Origin of the sequence: Myxococcus eversor (genome assembly GCF_010894455.1) — a bacterium.
GTDB lineage: Bacteria > Myxococcota > Myxococcia > Myxococcales > Myxococcaceae > Myxococcus > Myxococcus eversor.
In genome coordinates, this window is sequence record NZ_JAAIXY010000021.1 from 123,777 (window position 1) to 140,206 (window position 16,430).

At 68.6% G+C, this 16,430-nt stretch carries 11 protein-coding genes; 7 read left to right on the forward strand and 4 right to left on the reverse strand.

Going from position 1 to position 16,430, the window contains the following annotated elements; all coding sequences use genetic code 11:
- Positions 1–30: 30 nt before the first annotated feature.
- The 4 genes from G4D83_RS34675 (at position 31) to G4D83_RS34690 (ending at position 5,578) form a co-directional block, all read left to right on the forward strand.
- Positions 31–2,004 (forward strand): discoidin domain-containing protein, encoded by a 1,974-nt coding sequence (locus tag G4D83_RS34675; protein ID WP_163869168.1) that lies wholly within the window; start codon positions 31–33, stop codon positions 2,002–2,004.
- Between the two features lie 79 nt (positions 2,005–2,083).
- Entirely contained in the window at positions 2,084–2,851 is a 768-nt protein-coding gene (locus G4D83_RS34680; protein ID WP_163869169.1) for a hypothetical protein, read from the forward strand.
- Entirely contained in the window at positions 2,848–3,534 is a 687-nt protein-coding gene (locus G4D83_RS34685) for a carboxypeptidase regulatory-like domain-containing protein (RefSeq protein WP_240356959.1), read from the forward strand. Before G4D83_RS34680 ends, G4D83_RS34685 begins: the two co-directional genes overlap by 4 nt.
- A gap of 73 nt (positions 3,535–3,607) precedes the next feature.
- A complete protein-coding gene (locus G4D83_RS34690) occupies positions 3,608–5,578 on the forward strand; it encodes an adenylate/guanylate cyclase domain-containing protein (protein ID WP_240356961.1) in 1,971 nt (656 codons plus the stop codon).
- Between the two features lie 67 nt (positions 5,579–5,645).
- Here the strand turns inward: G4D83_RS34690 and G4D83_RS34695 are convergent, their stop codons facing one another.
- Both G4D83_RS34695 and G4D83_RS34700 read right to left on the reverse strand, forming a co-directional pair.
- Positions 5,646–7,139, reverse strand: coding sequence for a mannitol dehydrogenase family protein (locus tag G4D83_RS34695; RefSeq protein WP_205522794.1), 1,494 nt, complete (start codon positions 7,137–7,139; stop codon positions 5,646–5,648).
- A 436-nt stretch (positions 7,140–7,575) separates the two neighbouring features.
- Positions 7,576–10,137, reverse strand: coding sequence for a PPC domain-containing protein (locus G4D83_RS34700; RefSeq protein ID WP_163869172.1), 2,562 nt, complete (start codon positions 10,135–10,137; stop codon positions 7,576–7,578).
- A 420-nt stretch (positions 10,138–10,557) separates the two neighbouring features.
- Between G4D83_RS34700 and G4D83_RS34705 the strand changes: the two genes are divergently transcribed.
- Complete coding sequence (locus tag G4D83_RS34705; RefSeq protein WP_163869173.1) at positions 10,558–11,982, forward strand: MATE family efflux transporter; 1,425 nt, start codon at positions 10,558–10,560, stop codon at positions 11,980–11,982.
- 166 nt (positions 11,983–12,148) lie between these two features.
- The gene (locus G4D83_RS34710) at positions 12,149–13,873 is read left to right on the forward strand and encodes a serine hydrolase domain-containing protein (RefSeq protein WP_240356963.1); all 1,725 of its coding nucleotides are present in this window, start codon (positions 12,149–12,151) and stop codon (positions 13,871–13,873) included.
- Here G4D83_RS34710 and G4D83_RS34715 read toward each other — a convergent pair.
- Complete coding sequence (locus tag G4D83_RS34715; protein WP_163869175.1) at positions 13,812–14,426, reverse strand: hypothetical protein; 615 nt, start codon at positions 14,424–14,426, stop codon at positions 13,812–13,814. The two genes, G4D83_RS34710 and G4D83_RS34715, sit on opposite strands and share 62 nt — an antisense overlap.
- A 230-nt stretch (positions 14,427–14,656) precedes the next feature.
- On the opposite strand from G4D83_RS34715, the gene G4D83_RS34720 reads away from it, so the two are divergent.
- Positions 14,657–15,274, forward strand: a complete 618-nt coding sequence (locus tag G4D83_RS34720) for a CAP domain-containing protein (RefSeq protein ID WP_163869176.1) — start codon at positions 14,657–14,659, stop codon at positions 15,272–15,274.
- A gap of 69 nt (positions 15,275–15,343) precedes the next feature.
- Here G4D83_RS34720 and G4D83_RS34725 read toward each other — a convergent pair whose 3' ends face one another.
- Complete coding sequence (locus G4D83_RS34725; protein WP_163869177.1) at positions 15,344–16,222, reverse strand: aldo/keto reductase; 879 nt, start codon at positions 16,220–16,222, stop codon at positions 15,344–15,346.
- Between the last annotated feature and the right edge of the window lie 208 nt (positions 16,223–16,430).

Sequence of the window (16,430 nt, forward strand, 5' to 3'; positions counted from 1 at the left end):
GCCTCCTTCACCATCCCGAGGAGGAACATCTTGCGACGGCTTCAATCCCTCACCCGTCTGTTGGTGGCGAGCGTGCTCGTGAGCTGCGGTGCGCCGGAGGGCGACGAGCGCGCCCTTCAGCCCGCGTGGCAGCGCGCCGGAATCGACGAGCTCATCAACGTCACCCTGAACAAGCCCGCCACGGCCAGCTCCACCCAGGGGAGCTTTCTTCCCGAGTACGCGGTGGATGGGAACATCACCGGCGATGACTCTCGTTGGTGCCCGGGCATCTACAACCAGACACGCCTGCTCGACATCGACCTGCAAGGGACGTTCGACCTGGTCCGGATGGAGCTCTACACCGGCTTCCGCGACACCCGGCCCATCCAGAGCTACGAGCTGTTCTACGACGACGGGACGGGCTGGAAGCCGCTGCCTGGGGCCAGCCAGACGGGCAACACGAGCATCGCGGTGTCCACCACCTTCCCCCAGCCCGTGACGGCGACGAAGGTGCGCCTGTCGTGCAGGGACCCGCTGGCGGACAACTGCCGGGTGAAGGAGCTGTGGGTCTTCGGCACGCCCCACTCGACGCAGGTGAACATCCCGCCCGTGGCCAGCGCGGGGCCGGACCGGTCGCTGACGCTGCCTGCCACCAGCGTGACGCTGGCTGGCGGAGCCACGGACGCGGACGGCACGGTGACGTCCCTGAACTGGACGCAGGTGAGCGGTCCCTCGGCGACGTTGAGCGGCACCACCACCGCCAACCTGAGCGTGGCCGGGCTGTCCGCCGGCGTCTTCGTCTTCCGGCTCACCGCCACGGATGACGATGGGGCCACGGCCTCCGACGAGGTGAGCGTGACGGTGACAGCGGCGCCGGACGTGCTCACCAACGTGGCGCTCCACAAGCCCGCCTCCGCGGGCACCGTCAACGGGAGCTTCGCCGCGTCGAACGCGGTGGACGACAACCTCACCACCCGCTGGGAGTCCGGCTACCACTTCCAGACGCACAACTACCTCGACGTGGACCTCCAGGGTGCCTTCGAGGTGCGCAGCGCGGAGCTGCACCTGTCCACCTCGGCGACCGCCTCCTACGCGATGCCCGCCTTCGAGCTGCAGGCCTGGGATGGCGGCTGCTGGAAGACCATTCCCGGCACCGTGGTGGAGGGCAACCCGCTCAGCACCACGCTGAAGACAGTCACCTTCACCGCGCCCGTCGTCACCACGCAGGTCCGGGTGGTGTGCAAGGACAAGCCCTATTGCCGGCTGCGCGAGCTGAAGCTCATGGGCAAGCCGGCCGCCGCGCCCACCGGTGCCACCACGTGCGCCGCCGGGCAGCAGACGGTGGTCCGCAACGTCCGCTACGACTACGCCCTCTTCCTGCCCGAGCAGTACAACAACGACCGCACCACCCGCTGGCCCCTCATCATCGCGATGCACGGCCTGGGAGGAGCCACCCTCACCGTCGACCGCACCGCGGTGCTGAGCAATCCGGAGGGCCTGGCCAAGCAGTTCTCCTCCGCCAGCTTCCGCGCCGCGATGAAGGCCATCGTCATCTCGCCCACCCAGCGCCTCCCGTTCACCAACGAGGGCACCGGCTGGTTCGCCGCGCCCGCGGTGCTCGCGCTGCTCGAGGACGCCAAGAAGGACTACCGCGTGGACACGGACCGCATCTACATCACCGGCCTGAGCGGCGGCGGCAACATGAGCCTGGAGCTGGGCATGTACAACACGAACCGGGTGGCGGCCATCGTCCCCATCGCGTTCACCTCCACGCCCCAGAACGACGCGAACGTCTGCAACTTGAAGCCGCTGCCCATCTGGGCCTTCCACGGCGGTCAGGACACGCCGGGCCGCGCGACGAACCTCAAGACGCACCTCGACACGAAGTGCGGCCCGGGTGAGAGCAAGATGCGCGTCACCATCTATCCCAACGGAGGCCACAACGGGGCGACGTGGGACACCGCCTACGCCACCCTGGAACTCTACGACTGGCTGTTGCAGCAGCGTATCAGCGACCGGCTGTAATCGCCTGTCGGTCCCACCTCCGGGCGTGGTGTGCTAGGCACCAGCACGAGCACCCCGTCGCCCGGGGTGGGGAGCGCGAATGCGAGCAGTCCGTTGGCTGGCACTGGTGGCGTGCATCCTGGGAGTGACGTGGGCCGAGCCCGCCCTGGCTGGCCGCCGCCCCTTCATCTGGACGTTCGACACCGACATCGTGCCCAAGGGCGACGTCGAGCTGGAGCAGTGGCTGTGGGCGCGCAGTCGCGCTCCCGCGTTCCCCAGTCGCCCTTCCGTCTACTGGATATGGTGGGGGCCCGTCATCGGCTTGAGCCAGCACCTGGAGCTCGCCATTCCCTTCCAGGTGCTCGCCACCCGGGACATCACGGAGCTGGACTCCTTCGAGGCCGACTTCCGCTACCGCCTCTTCCCCCGAGGCGATGACCGCCCCTTCCAGCCGCTCATCCGCGCCGTCTGGCACCAGTCCATCCGCGACTCGAGTCCCTCACGCGTGGACGCGGACCTGGTCGGCTCGTACCAATGGGACAGCGGGCTGCGCGTGGCGCTGGACCTGGGCACGCAGGTGGGCATCCCCGGGCTGCGCGCGAGCGACGCGCCGGTCCAAATCCTGGGGACGTACTCCGTGGGCGTCTCCTATCCCGTCATCGAGGACGAGCTGCGGCTGTCCCTGGAGTCCTTCGGTGAGTTCGGCCTGAAGGACGTGGACGCGGACCCGCACGTCTTCGTCGGGCCGAGCGTGGCGTGGACGTTCGGGCGCATGTGGATTACTGCGGGCACCTTCGTCGGGTTGACGGGCATCGCCGACGAAACCCCGCGTTTCATGCCGAGGCTCATATGGGCGGTGGCACTGTGAAGCTCCTTCTCCTTGCGCTGCTGTTGGCCGCGCCGCTCGCGAGCGCCGAGCCGGGGAGCGTGCGGGGCGAGGTGCGAATCTTCGTCACCGGTCCGGACGGCAAGCAGACGCCCAAGGCGGACCGCTCCGGCGTGGTCGTCTATCTCACCGGCTACACAGAGGAGGCTCCCACCGAGGTGGCGAAGATGAGCCAGCGGGACAAGACTTTCTTCCCCTCGGTGCTGCCCATCGTCGCGGGCCAGAAGGTGGAGTTCGCCAACCGGGACGTGGTGCTGCACAACGTCTTCTCGCGCTCGGTGGCGCGCCGGTTCGACGCGGGGAAGAACCGGCCGGGCGAGACGTACGTGGAGACGTTCAAGAAGACGGGCATCATCGACGTGTACTGCGACATCCACGAGCAGATGGTGGCCACGGTGGTGGTGGTGCCCAACCGGGCCTTCGCGGTGACGGACAAGGACGGGCGCTTCGAGCTGCGCGGCGTGCCGCCCGGACGCCATCCCCTCTTCGCCATGCACCGGCGGGACGAGAAGAGCGACATCGCCCGCGTGGAGGTCGTCGTGGAGTCGGGAGGCACCGCCACCGCCACGCTCGAGCTGACCGAGACGCGCGCGGACGACACCCACCTGGACAAGCACGGCAAGAAGTACGGCCCCCGGCCTGATTACTCAGACAAGAGTCCCTAGGCTCGCGGGGAGCACCCTTGCGCGGCTATCATCTTCCGCGGTGACGCTGACCCGGAAGCTCGTTCTCGCCTTCATGGCGCTCGCAGGCGCGTCGCTCGTCGCGGCGTTCGTCCTCACCACGCTCGCGGTGAAGGACGCCGCGAGGCAGAAGATCGCCAGCGACCTGGAGCGCACGCTGGGGTCCTTCCAGCGGCGTGCCCGCATAAGCCAGGAGCGCATTCGCGACGTGGCTGAGGCGCGGGCGAAGGACCGCTCATTCAGGGAGATGTCCCTGTCGGTCAACTCCCAGGACGCCCAGGCCGGACTCGGGGACGAGACGGCGGAGGCAGACGGCATCCGCGAGGCGCGCTACGTCATCGACTCCGCCGACACGGACGCCTTCGGCGGCGAACTGCCGTGGGCCTTCTTCAACGCGAGCAGGCGGCTGGTCTACACGCGCGCTGCTCCAAAGCAACTGGGGGACAAGCCGCTGGAGCTGCCGCTGCTGGACGCCGCGCTGAATACGGGGCCCAGGTCGGCACTGTGGTCTCCCGCGCAGTTGCGCGCCCTGCCCTTCACCTTCATCCGTCAGGACGACCTGCGCGAGGGAGACCTGCTGCTCGTCCATGCTCAGCCTGCCTATGGCACATCGCACGAGGTGCCGGTGGGTGTGGTGCTGTCCGGCCAGTGGGTAACGGACGTGCTGCTGAAGGAGCCGGATTCGGGGTCACAGATGGTGGACACCCAGGTCCACTTCGCCGTGCGCGCGGAGGATGGGACCATGGCCACACAGCTCCCGCTGGAGACGCGGCTGGATGGCCCGGACATGGAGGCCGGGCAGGCGCACGATGTGTACCTCGGCGACACACTCTACCTGGTTCGCGAGGGGCCGCTGAGCGGCTTGACCGACAAGTCCCCCCCGCTGGGTCAGGTGTTCGTCCTGAGGGACTTCGACGTGGAAATCAAACCCATCCTCCAGCGCTTCCAGCTCTGGCTGATGCCCACTGCAGTGGGCATCGTGCTGTTCGCGCTCGCGGCGGCCTTCTTCCTCGCGCGCGGACTCGCCTCGCCGCTGGTGGAGCTGGAGGCGGCGGCGGGGCGCGTGCGACTGGGAGACCTCACCGTCGAGGTGCCCGTGCGAGGCACCGACGAGGTGGGCCGGGTGGCTCAGTCCTTCAACGAGATGGTCAGCGGCTTGAGACAGCGGGACCAGATCAAGGGCCTCTTCAAGCGCTACCTCGCGCCGCAGGTGGTGGACGAGCTGCTCAAGAACCCGGAGAAGGCTGCGCCGGGTGGAGAGCGGAAGCTGCTCACGGTCCTCTTCAGTGACCTGGTGGGCTTCACCTCGATGAGCGAGCAGCTCAGCCCGGAAGAGCTGGTCGCGCTGCTCAACACCTACTTCGAGCAGGCGACAGGCGTGCTGACGCTGCATGGGGCCACGCTCGACAAGTTCATCGGCGACGCCATCATGTGCTTCTGGAACGCGCCGCTTCCGCTGGAGGACCATGCGGCGCGCGCGTGCCTCACCGCGCTGGACCTGCTCGCGGTGGTGGACCGCCTGTCACCGGTGTTCGAGGCGCGCGGGCTGCCGCGACTCGACTGCCGCATCGGCATCAACACGGGCCACGCGGTGGCGGGCAATCTGGGCTCCAGCGCGGCCCAGGACTACACCGTCATCGGCGACACGGTGAACCTCGCCTCACGGCTGGAGGGCGCCGCCAAGGTCTACGGCACCCGGACGCTCGTCGCCGAGGACACACTGCTCGCCGCGCGCGGCGTGGTGCTGGCGCGTGAGCTGGACCTGCTGCGCGTCAAGGGCAAGCAGCAGCCCGTCCGCGTATTCGAACTCGTGGGCACCGCGGACACGGTGCCCGCGCCACACCTCGCCCACTTCGCCGAGGGACTCGCGCTGTACCGCTCCCAGCGCTTCACGGAAGCTCGCGCGGCGTTCCTCGCCTCGCCCGAGGACCCGCCATCGCAACGCTTCGCCGCGCGGTGCGACACCCTGCTCGTAACGCCTCCGCCCCAGGACTGGGACGGCGTCTTCACACTCGACAGCAAGTAGGCGCTGCAGCGTGTGACAGGCGAGGGAGGACTCCGCCATCAGCGAGGCGGGGTGCTCCACGCGACGCTCAGGCGGAGGCCTCCTCCATCGACCGCGTCAGCTCCGCCAGCGTCGCCGAGACGCCCTTGAAGCGCAGCTCCCTGCGGAAGTGGACGCAATCCCTCACGAAGCCGGGATGCTCCGCCAATCCCCACTCCCGGAACATCGCCAGGCCCAGCGGCGCCTTCAGGTCCGTGGCATGCGCGCGCCGCACCTCGGCCTCCGTCAGGTGGGGCTCCACGGGGAGGAACACATGGCCGCGCTCGTCGACGCCTCGCAGGTACTCACAGAACGCCGCGAGCAGGAACGCGAGACGCCGTGAGTCCCGACCCTGTCGCAACACCTCGCGCGCCGTGGGCTCGACGAAGTTGGGCAGCTTGGACGCGCTGTCACTGGCGATGCGCAGGAGCTGGTCGCTGATGGCCGGGTTGCTGAAGCGCTCCAGCACCGTGTCGCCGTAGTCCCGCACGGACAGGCCCGGGGGCGCCTGGAGCAATGGCTCCGCGTCCTCTCGGAGGAAGGCTTGCAGCAGGGACACCAGCGCGGGGTCCTCCATGGCCTGGGCGACGAAGCGGTAGCCCATCAGGAGGCCCGGAAAGGCGAGCAGGCTGTGCGAGGCATTCAACAGCCGCAGCTTGACCTGCTCATAAGGCCCGACGTCGTCGGTGAACTGGACGCCCACGCGCTCCAGCGGAGGCCGCCCCGCGCAGAACCTGTCCTCGACGACCCACTGGATGAAGGCCTCGGAGTACACCGGCAGCGCATCATCCAGTCCGCTGGCCTCGTTGAGCCGGGCCGCCTCGTGCTCCGTCACGCCTGGGGTGATGCGGTCCACCATCCCGTTGGGAAAGGTGACGTGCTCCTCCATCCAGTTCGCGAGCGACGGCACCCGCGCCCGAGCGAATGACAGGAAGGCACTCCGCGCCACGTCGCCATTCTGGCGGAGGTTGTCGCAGCTCAGCACCGTGAAGGGGCCGAGGCCCCGCTCGCGCCGACGCCGCAGCGCCTCGGCGACCAGTCCGAAGGCCGTCGTTGGCACCTGACTATCCAGGTCCCTGGCGACGGCGGGCGTCTCCAGCAGGAAGTGGCCTGCCTCGTCCATGTTGTAGCCGCCCTCGGTGAGCGTCAGCGTGACGATGCGGAGGTCCGGAGCCGCCAGTTGCTCCAGCACCCGCTCCGCGTCCCGGGGGGCATGGAGGTAGTCCACGAGCGAGCCCACCACTCGCACCGTGGGACGCCCCCGCGCGGGGAACTCCGTCAGGCTGTAGAGGCCCTGCTGCGCGTGGAGCGCATCCGCCGTGTGACGCTCCCTCGCGCCATCCAGGACGCCGATGCCGACGATGCCCCAGCGCTCCTGGCCCGCGAGGGCAAGGCAGCGGTCCAGGTAGAGCGCCTGATGCGCGCGATGGAACTGGCCCACGCCGATGTGGGCGATGCCCGGCGTCACCCGGGTGCGGTCATACGCGGGACGCGCCACGCCAGGAGGCAGGGACACCAGGGTGCTGTTGCTCAGACGAATCACGAGCCGACCTCCAGGATGAACCGTCGTCGCGCTTCCACGTCGGTCCAGGGCCGCGCACCGTGAACCGCTTGGAGCACCCCGCCCACGGATGGACCGTGACCTCTGGTGGACATGCGTGGCCACGTTCACTCGGGGCGGCAACGGCAGCCCCTCGGAGCAGGGCTCGCGACCTCGGTCGCCCTGAAGCAAGGCCTGACGCGGGGACTCGCTCCGCCGACAGCCCGAATCGGTCAGCGCAAGCTCGCCCAAGGCGCGCGCCAACACCAACGAGCCCACGAGCCCCACCCAGGTGGCGATGGCCTGCCTGCGTCGCGGCCATCCAGGTGCGCCCCACCGACGCCTCGCGAGCCGTCGTCCTTCTTCACGCCCCCTGGTCGCATCCTCCTGCCGCTTCGACGCGGCAGGAGGCCGACCTTCTTCCCTAACGAAACAGGTTCTAATCCTGGCGCACGAAACGGATGCCGTACCAGTCGTTGCCGACGCGGGCGCGCGCGGAGAAGGCGCCTGTCTTCATCTGGTAGTCGTACGTGGCGTCACCGAACCCGATGTTCCAGTCGAAGGTCCAGCGGTTGGACTCTCCATAACACTGCGGCTTGCGGGCCTCGCCGATGGTCCACTTGAGGCGATTCTGTTCGGCGAGCTGCATCACGCGCTTGGCGTATTCCTTGTAGCGCTGGCTGAACGTCGAATCGATGGAGTCGATCATGTTCTTGACGATGCTCTCATAGAGGTTCTGGTACGTGCTGCCGATGAGCGAGTTGAAGATGCTGTTGAGCCACTGCCCTATCTGGGCCGTCGTCACCCGGTAGCCCAGGGCGCTCGCGTTAACCTTGAGGTTCATCGTCTTCACGACCCAGTTGCCAATCTTGTAGTCCGCCAGGCCGTCGAACTTCGGCTGCGCAAGGGTGTTGAACTGCTGCGGAGCCGGGAAGATGTAGTCCGTCCAGAGGTACATGTTGTCGATGGAAATCACCATCTCGTCGGCGTTCGAGGGGCCCCAGTAGGAGACGAACAGGAAGCGCTTCTTGCGCTGGAGCTTCGCCTTCACGCCAATGCGCTCGTAGATGATGCTGAGCGGCTGCCAGGTGTGCTGCGCCTTGAAGACGAAGCGCCGGTTGCTGGTGACACCCACGTTCTCCGAGCGCCGGAAGTTGGAGCCCACGGGGAAGGACGCATAGGGGAGGTTGGCGGGCGGAGTCGTGTTGCACGCAAGGGTGTCCTTGCAGAGGAACTCGCGCAGGCCGTTGTAGGCGGTGGGGCCCGTGCAACCCGCGGACAGCCAGGGGGCCCCCGGCTTCTGCGTCACGGGGACCTCCTGCACCGAGGCCGTGAACGGCCAGAACTTGCGGCAGTAGGCGAGCGGGTCGAGGTTCGCGCCCGAGGTGCAGTCGGTGTCGTGGGTCCAGGCCCCGGACGCCGTCGTGTGCAGGTTGACCTTGCCCCACCAGTACGCGATGCGGCCGTTCTCCCCGCCCTTGTTGCCCTTCTCCGTCAGGCCGTCGGAGCAGGACGTCTTCGACTCCTGGACCTCGCTCTTCTCAGCCAGGATGTCGGACCCGGACCACTCCCCCCCCTGGGCCTCGAGCTTCTGGGTGAGGGTTTGAGCGCCGCCGCCCTCCTCGTCATTGCCCAACAGCTTCATGTCGGGCACGCCGTAGTCCCGGCCCACCGCACGCGTGACGCCCGGCATGACCTGGTACCTGCCATCGCCCAGGGACGTCTCACCCGGCACCGAGGTGTAGTTCGGGTCGACGTTGATGGCGTACTTGTTCGCGTTGTACCAGCTCCGGTACGCCGCGAGCTGAGACAGCTCGACGGTGAAGACCCCCAGGTTCGTGATGTGGCGCAGCGTGTTGCCCACGACGACCTGCAGCTCGGGGTCGACGAGCTTGCGGATGGAATCGTCGTCGGTGAGGTAGAGCTTGAGGTCGTTCAGGTACTCGGCCTCGGTGACGTCGACGATGGCATCACCCGCGGGGTCGCTGAACGAAGCGACCTTGAGCGACGCGAACGCGCTGTTGAAGCCCCCCGGCAGCATCTGCGCCTGCGTCAGCGGCGCGGTGACGGTGTAGGCGAGGGTGCCGGTGCAGGCGACCGCCGCGTAGCACCCCAGGCGGACCTCATACGTCCCGCTGGTGGCGGCGGTGAAGTCGATGCGGCTGCCCCGGCCACCACAGGCATCGTCGCTGCTGGCGACCACCGCGTTGCTGCCATTGAGGACGCTCAGGTAGGTGTCACCCGTGAAGGCAGACCCCACGAGGCCACATGTCCCGAGGCTGAAGGCCTGCCCCTGCTCGAGCTGCAATGACAGGGTCGCGTGGTTCTGGGTCGCGCTGTTGGTGTTCGCGGTGTTGTAGGAGACGAAGCCGCTCGAGGTCGCCCCGGCGCCGATGGCGTCGTTGACGACATAGGCCGTCGTCCCGCTGCACGAGTTGCTGGAGTAACAGCCCATCCGGACCTGATACGTGCCCGTGGAGGGAGCGGTGAAGGTCGCGCGGCTGCCCGAGCTGCCGCAGGCGTCGTCGCTGTAGGCGACCTGGTTGTTGGCGCCATCATAGACGCGCAGGTAGGTGTCGCCCGAGGCCACCGAGCCCTCGACACCGCACGTGCCGACGTCGAAGTCCTGGCCCGCCAGCAGGTAGACGGTGAAGGTGACGTAGTTCTGGCTGGCGCTGTTGGTATTGGCGGCGCTGTAGGCGTGCGTGCCGGTGATGGAGCCGGTGGAGGGAGCCTCCGCGGCATCGAACGCGCGCAGGAACCGGGTGAAGTCCGTCTCGGAGTTGAACTGGAGCGTCCCCGTCGGGAAGTTGCTGTTGACGACGAGCGTGGGGGCCACCCAGGAGACGGCCGGGCCGCCGCCGCTGGCCAGCGCCTCCGACTTCGCCGCCGACAGGGGCGCCGGCTTCTCCCCTTCCAGGGCCTCACCCCCCTCCCCGCCACACCCCACCCAGCCAAGGGTCGCTGCTGCCAAAAGCGCTCGGAATACATGGTGTTTCATCGATGAACTCCTCATCTGACCACGGGCCATGGACATCACTGCGAGTGAAACCATGTCTCATGGTTTTACAGCTTTTTCAAGCTAGTGCCATCTGGTCAGCATTTGGAGCGACTCGCAGCCGCGGCTGCGGCTGGCGCTGAAGCTGGGGAAGCAGCTGCCCGAGCTGGAGGGTGGGGTTGGACCATGACGAGGGACGCACCTTCATGCGACAGACCCTCACACTCCCCTTCCCCCGCGCTCTCGCTGGATGCCATGACGCGCGCCATCGAGCGCTCGGTCATGGACCTGGCTGGAGAGCCGCTCCCCCCACCCCTTCTCCCGGTCAAGGATTTCGTGCTCACCTGCGTCCTCGCGCGTTTTTCACTGCGAGTCCCCGCCCCATCATATTACGCTCATCATACGTCACGCGGGAGCTGAACCATGCAGTTGAAGAGCGCGGTCCCCTTGAGCACCGAAGCCAGCAGCGAGCGCGGGACGCCCCCAGGCCCCGGAGGCGCGAGCGGCATCCGGGAGGCGCTGTTGCACGGCCCCATCCTCCCGACGCTCTTGAAGCTGGCGGTGCCCACCACGGTGGTGCTGGTGGCGCAGGCGTTCGTCGGGGTGGCGGAGACCTGGTACGTGAGCTTCCTCGGCACGGACGCCCTGGCCGGGGTGTCGCTGGTGTTCCCCATCTTCATGTTGATGACGATGATGTCCAACGGCGGCATCGGCAGCGGCGTGGCGTCCGCGATTGCCCGGGCGGTGGGGGCGAACCGGCGGGAGGACGCCGACGCGCTGGTGTGGCACGCGGTGGTGATGGCGCTCGGGCTGGGGCTTGCGTCCACGCTGCTCGCGTGGCTCTTCGGCCCCATGCTCTACCGGACGCTGGGAGGCTCGGGGGGCGCGCTGGAGGCGGCGGTCCGTTACTCGAACTATCTGTTCGCGGGCGCCATCCCCTTCTGGGTCGTCAACCTGCTCGCGGCCGGGCTGCGGGGCGCGGGCAACGTCAAGCTGCCGGCGACGGTGACGCTGGCTGGCGCGGGCATCCTGGTCGTCATCTCCCCCGTGCTCATCTTCGGCGCCGGGCCCTTGCCCGCGCTGGGCATCGCGGGCGCGGGGTTGGCCATGGTGATGTTCTACGTGGGCGCCGCGCTCTTCCTGCTGCGACACCTGGCGTCGGGCCGCACCACGCTGCGCCTGGCGCCGGTGCGCCTGGAGGCGCGCCTGATTCGAGACATCCTGCGCGTGGGCCTGCCCACGGCGCTGAGCGCGGTGCAGCCCAACCTGACGGTCATCATCGTCACGGGCGCGGTGGGCCTGTTCGGCGTGGAGGCGCTGGCGGGCTACGGCATGGCGTCCCGGCTCGACTACCTGCTCGTGCCGCTGCTCTTCGGCCTGGGCACGGCGGTGCTCACCATGGTCGGCACCAACGCGGGCGCGGGCAATTTCGAGCGCGTCCGGCGCACGGCGTGGGTGGGCGGCTGGCTGGGCTTCGCGGTGGCGGGCTCCATTGGACTCTTCGCCGCCGTGGCGCCGAATGTGTGGCTGCACCTCTTCAGCAAGGACGAGGCGGTGCTGGCGCCGGGCCTGCTGTACCTGCGCATCGTCGCGCCGTTCTACGGCCTGCTGGGGCTGGGCTTCGTCCTGGGCTTCGCCGCCCAGGGCGTGGCGCGCGTCTTCTGGCCCGTGCTCGCGGGCACCGCGCGCATGGTCGTCGCGGCGGGGGTGGGCTGGGTCGCCGTCGTGTACTTCGGCGCGGGGCTGCCCATGCTGTTCGCGCTCGTCTCCGCGGCGCTCGTGGCGTTCGCCGGAGTGACGGTGGCGGCCACCCTCGCGGGTGCCATCTTCCGCGAGGGGCCGAAGTAGGCCCCTCAGCGGCCGGCAGCCACCCAGGCGTCCATGCGCGGCTCCCACTCCGGGCCATGGTAGGTTGCCTCGCGGCATGGCTCCCATCCGTAACTCGGTTACCAGGAATTTCTCGGCACGCTTGCTCCTCCTCGCCTGGCTCCCATGGCTCATGGGAGCCGCGCCCGTGCCGACTGACGCGGCGGCCGAGTCCCTCGTGGGAATCTGGGGCAGTGAGCAGGTCCTGGGGCCGCAGGTCCGAGGCGAGCTGACGCTGACGCGCGGGGAGAGTGCCTGGCGCGCGCGCATCGCGGGCTTCGACGTGCCGGTGCGACAGGAGGGGAAGGCTGTCTCCTTCGTCCTTCCCGGCGGCCAGGGCGAGCTGCGCGCGCGGCTCACCGATGACCGGACGCGCATCGTCGGGCACTGGATTCAGCCGCGCGTGCGCACCAGCGGCATGACGTTCGCCACGCCGGTGGAGCTGCGCGCCCTCCAGGCCCAGGTCTGGCGTGGAACGGTGGCGCCCCTGGAGGACCGCTTCTCGCTGTACCTGGTTGTCCAGAAAGACGCCGACGGCACGCTGAGCGCCTTCATCCGCAACCCGGAGCGCAACTTCGGCAACAGGCTGCTGTTTCGCGTCAGCGTCCAGGACGGCCTCGTCAGGCTGGTCGCCACGAAGGGAACGACTCGCCTGGAGGGGCGCTTCGATGCCCAGGCCCGACGGTTGTCCTTGTTCTACCCGCCGTTGGACGCCACGTTCGACTTCACCCCGCGCGGGCGCGACCAGGCCGTGGGCCTCTACCCGCGCACGCCTGCCGCGGGCACGTACGTGTATGAGAAGCCCGTCGCGGAGCGGGATGGCTGGACGACGGCTTCGCCCGGCGACGTCGGCATGGACGTGGAGCCCCTGCGCGAGCTCGTGCAGGGCATCCTGGACCCGCAACCCGGGCCTGATTCGACGCCCGCCATCCAGGGGCTCCTCATCGCGCGCCGGGGGAAGCTGGTGCTCGAGGAGTACTTCCACGGCTTCGACAAGGAGCGGCCCCATGACCTGCGCTCCGCGGCCAAGACGTATGCGCCGCTCCTGCTCGGCATCGCCCTGGACCAGGGCGCGCCCTTCACCGTCGACACGCCCGTGGTCTTCCTGTTCCCCGAGTACAACGGGAAGCTCGCCCACCTGGATGCGCGCAAGCGCAAGCTCACCGTCGAAAATCTGATGACCATGTCGACGGGCCTCGCGTGTGACGACGATGACGAGTCCTCGCCGGGCAACGAGGAGCGGCTCGATGACACGGTGCCCGACTGGTACAAGTACACGTTGGATTTGCCGATGGTGCGCGCGCCGGGCACGAAGGGCGTGTACTGCTCGGCGAACATCAACCTGCTGGGCGGCGTGCTGAGCAAGGCCACGCGCACGTGGATACCGGAGTTCTTCACCCGCTACGTCGCCGAGCCGCTCCAGATGCGCGGCTACCACTTGGACCTGATGCCTTCAGGGGAGCAGTACCTGGGAGGCGGCATCTTCATGCGGCCCCGCGACGCGCTGAAGCTCGGGCAGCTCTACCTCTCAGGCGGCGTGTGGAACGAGCGGCGCATCATCAGCCAGCGCTGGGTCGAGCGCTCCACGGCGCTCCACGCGACGATGGAGCCCGGAAGGACCTACGGGTATGCGTGGTGGCGCCACGAGCTGCGCGTCGGCGACCGCGTGTATTCCGAGTACGAGGCCAGCGGCAACGGCGGACAGCTGGTGATGGTCGTCCCCGAGTTGGAGCTCGTGGTGATGTTCACCGCGGGCAACTACAACCACGTGGGCCTCTGGAGGAAGTTCCGCGAGGAGCTGCTCCCCCGGTTCATCCTCCGCGCGGTGCCCCCGCCGCCGCCAGGCCGTAGTCCAGGCGGAACGCGTCCGTGAGCCACTCCGCGAGCTGCGCCCGGTGGGGCGCGAGGTCCAGCTGAAGCGACTTCTCGCGCACCCGCTCACGCACGCGCGTCATCACCTCGCCGCAGTCGCGCTCCTCCACCAGTCGCCCGCCCTCGAAGAGCAGCTCCTGGATGCGCTTGCTGCTCCAGGCGGGGTGCAATCCGTCGTGGTAGGGCACCCCTCGGGTGAAGCCGTCCACCACCAGGAGCCCCCCGGTGAAGGCCACGGGGGTGCGCAGGCGCGTGTAGATGACCCGCTCGTGCGTCTCGCTGAGGTAGGTGGGCAGCAGGCCGGACAGCGGCGTGCCACGGCCCTCCTGGACGGCCTGCTCCTCCTCCGCCGTCAGGCCGATTCTCAGCTCCTCCAACTGGAGCCGCTTGTCCGCGACGCGGTAGAGGCAGAGGAAGCCTCGCTGGCAGGCCGTCGACATGGACCGGGGCGTCAGCCCGTGGGCGGAGGGTTCGAACAGGCCCGAGCCACGGACCCCCGCGAGCTCGAAGGCGTGCTTGCGGTATTCGACGGTGTCGCGGAGCTGCGCGGTCATGGTGGCATGCCTTCGCTGAGAGAGTCACCTACAGCGTACCCCAGACCACCCCCGAACGCGGGCCTCATGGCTCGGATGTCGACGAGGTCCCCTGGAAGAGAGATGGGCGGCAGGACACCGCGCGAGCAGGCGGGCGCAGGTTTCCCTCTCGACATCGAGTCGAGCCTCGCCAGGATGAGGGAACCGCCTTTCGCGAGGCGGCCACACGTCTGGCTGAGAAAGGATTCGATATGAATTCCCGCTCCATTCCCGTGTTCCTGCTGGGTGCCGCGCTGCTTGGAGGTTGTGGAGGTCCCGAGACGCCCATCTCCGCCGCGGAGGAGGAAGGCGCGCTGGTGCCCGCGGTCCGCACGGAGACCGGTGGCACGGCCTCTGGAAACGTCACGGCCAGCGCGGTGTGTGACGACGTGGCGACCTGGGACCCGGCGTGGGCGAGCTTCGAGGACCAGGTCCTCACGCTCGTCAACCAACGCCGGGCCGCGGGCGCCGTCTGTGGAACGACGTCGTACGCGCCCGCTCCCGCGCTCACGCACAACGCCAGCCTGCGGTGCGCGGCGCGCAGACATTCCAAGGACATGGGCACCAACAACTTCATGAGCCACACCGGCTCGAACGGCTCCACGCCCTGGCAGCGCATCACCGCCACGGGCTACACCTACCGGCGCGCCGCGGAGAACGTCGCGGCCGGGTATTCCACGCCAGCGGCGGTGGTCAACGGCTGGATGACCAGCAGCGGGCACTGCACCAACATCATGAACCCGCTGCTCGTGCACATCGGCATCGGCTACTTCAATGCCCCCGGCAGCACCTACCGGCACTACTGGACCCAGGACTTCGGCACGCCTTGATGCCGAGGGGTGGCTCGCCGTGGGCGTCGACTGGCCCACGGCGGTTCGCCGCGTCGGGACGTCGCGGCTTCAGCGCCCCGACGCCTGCGCGGACACGGCGTCCAGTTCGTCCTTGGTGAGCTTCACCTCCGCGCCCGCGAGGTTCTCCTCCAGGTGCTTCACGGAGGAGGTGCCCGGAATCGGCAGCATCACCGGCGAGCGGGCCAGGAGCCACGCGAGGGCAATCTGCGCGGGTGTGGACTGGTGCTTCTTCGCCACCGAGTCGAGCGCGCCGCCGGCCTTCGCCAGTCCGCCCGTGGCCAGAGGGAACCAGGGGATGAAGCCCAGCTTCTCCTGCGTGCAGTAGTCGAGCACCTTCTCGTGCACGCGGTCCGTGAGGTTGTAGCGGTTCTGCACCGACACCACGTCCACCACCTTGCGGGCCCGCTCAATCTCCTCCACGGAGACTTCCGACAGGCCGATGTGGCGAATCTTGCCTTCCTTCTGGAGCGCCTTCAGCTCGCCCAGGGACTCCTCCACGGGGACCTTCGGGTCGATGCGGTGGAGCTGGTACAGGTCGATGCGCTCCAGCTTCAGGCGGCGCAAGGACAGCTCCAGCTCCTGGCGCAGATACTTGGGCGCGCCCACCGGGTGCCACTCATTGGGGCCGGTGCGCACGAGCCCCGCCTTGGTCGCCACGACGACGCCCTTGGCGTAGGGGTGCAGGGCCTCGGCGATGATCTCCTCGCTGACGAAGGGGCCGTAGGAGTCGGCGGTGTCGATGAAGTCCACCCCCAGCTCCACGGCGCGGCGCAGGACGCGCACGGCCTCCGCCCTGTCCTTGGGAGGGCCCCAGATGCCGGGACCGGTGAGCTGCATGGCGCCGTAGCCCAGGCGATGGATGGGCAGGTCGCCGCCCAGCTTGAAGGTTCCGCTTTTCTCGACGGGTCGTGACGAGGTTCCGCTCATGGACGCTTCCTCCTGACCTGAAAGTAGGGCGTCTGCATAACGACCCACCAGCTCGTCCGCACGACCCGTCACCGGGCATGGGGGCGGCAGCGGTGAGTCGTCCGGCACCTCACTGTGGTTCGATGACGTCCAAGCAGGTGAGGGAACGGCCAGCGTCGGCCCGGTATCGTGGGCAGGCGTTCGCGGGCACCTCGCGATATTCTTCGGG

Bases quoted from the DNA above. Each gene is read 5' to 3' on its own strand.
- G4D83_RS34680 (WP_163869169.1), top strand. From the start codon at position 2,084: ATGCGAGCAGTCCGTTGGCTGGCACTGGTGGCGTGCATCCTGGGAGTG.
- G4D83_RS34690 (WP_240356961.1), top strand. From the start codon at position 3,608: ATGGCGCTCGCAGGCGCGTCGCTCGTCGCGGCGTTCGTCCTCACCACG.
- G4D83_RS34700 (WP_163869172.1), bottom strand. From the start codon at position 10,137: ATGAAACACCATGTATTCCGAGCGCTTTTGGCAGCAGCGACCCTTGGC.
- G4D83_RS34705 (WP_163869173.1), top strand. From the start codon at position 10,558: ATGCAGTTGAAGAGCGCGGTCCCCTTGAGCACCGAAGCCAGCAGCGAG.
- G4D83_RS34715 (WP_163869175.1), bottom strand. From the start codon at position 14,426: ATGACCGCGCAGCTCCGCGACACCGTCGAATACCGCAAGCACGCCTTC.
- G4D83_RS34720 (WP_163869176.1), top strand. From the start codon at position 14,657: ATGAATTCCCGCTCCATTCCCGTGTTCCTGCTGGGTGCCGCGCTGCTT.
- G4D83_RS34725 (WP_163869177.1), bottom strand. From the start codon at position 16,222: ATGAGCGGAACCTCGTCACGACCCGTCGAGAAAAGCGGAACCTTCAAG.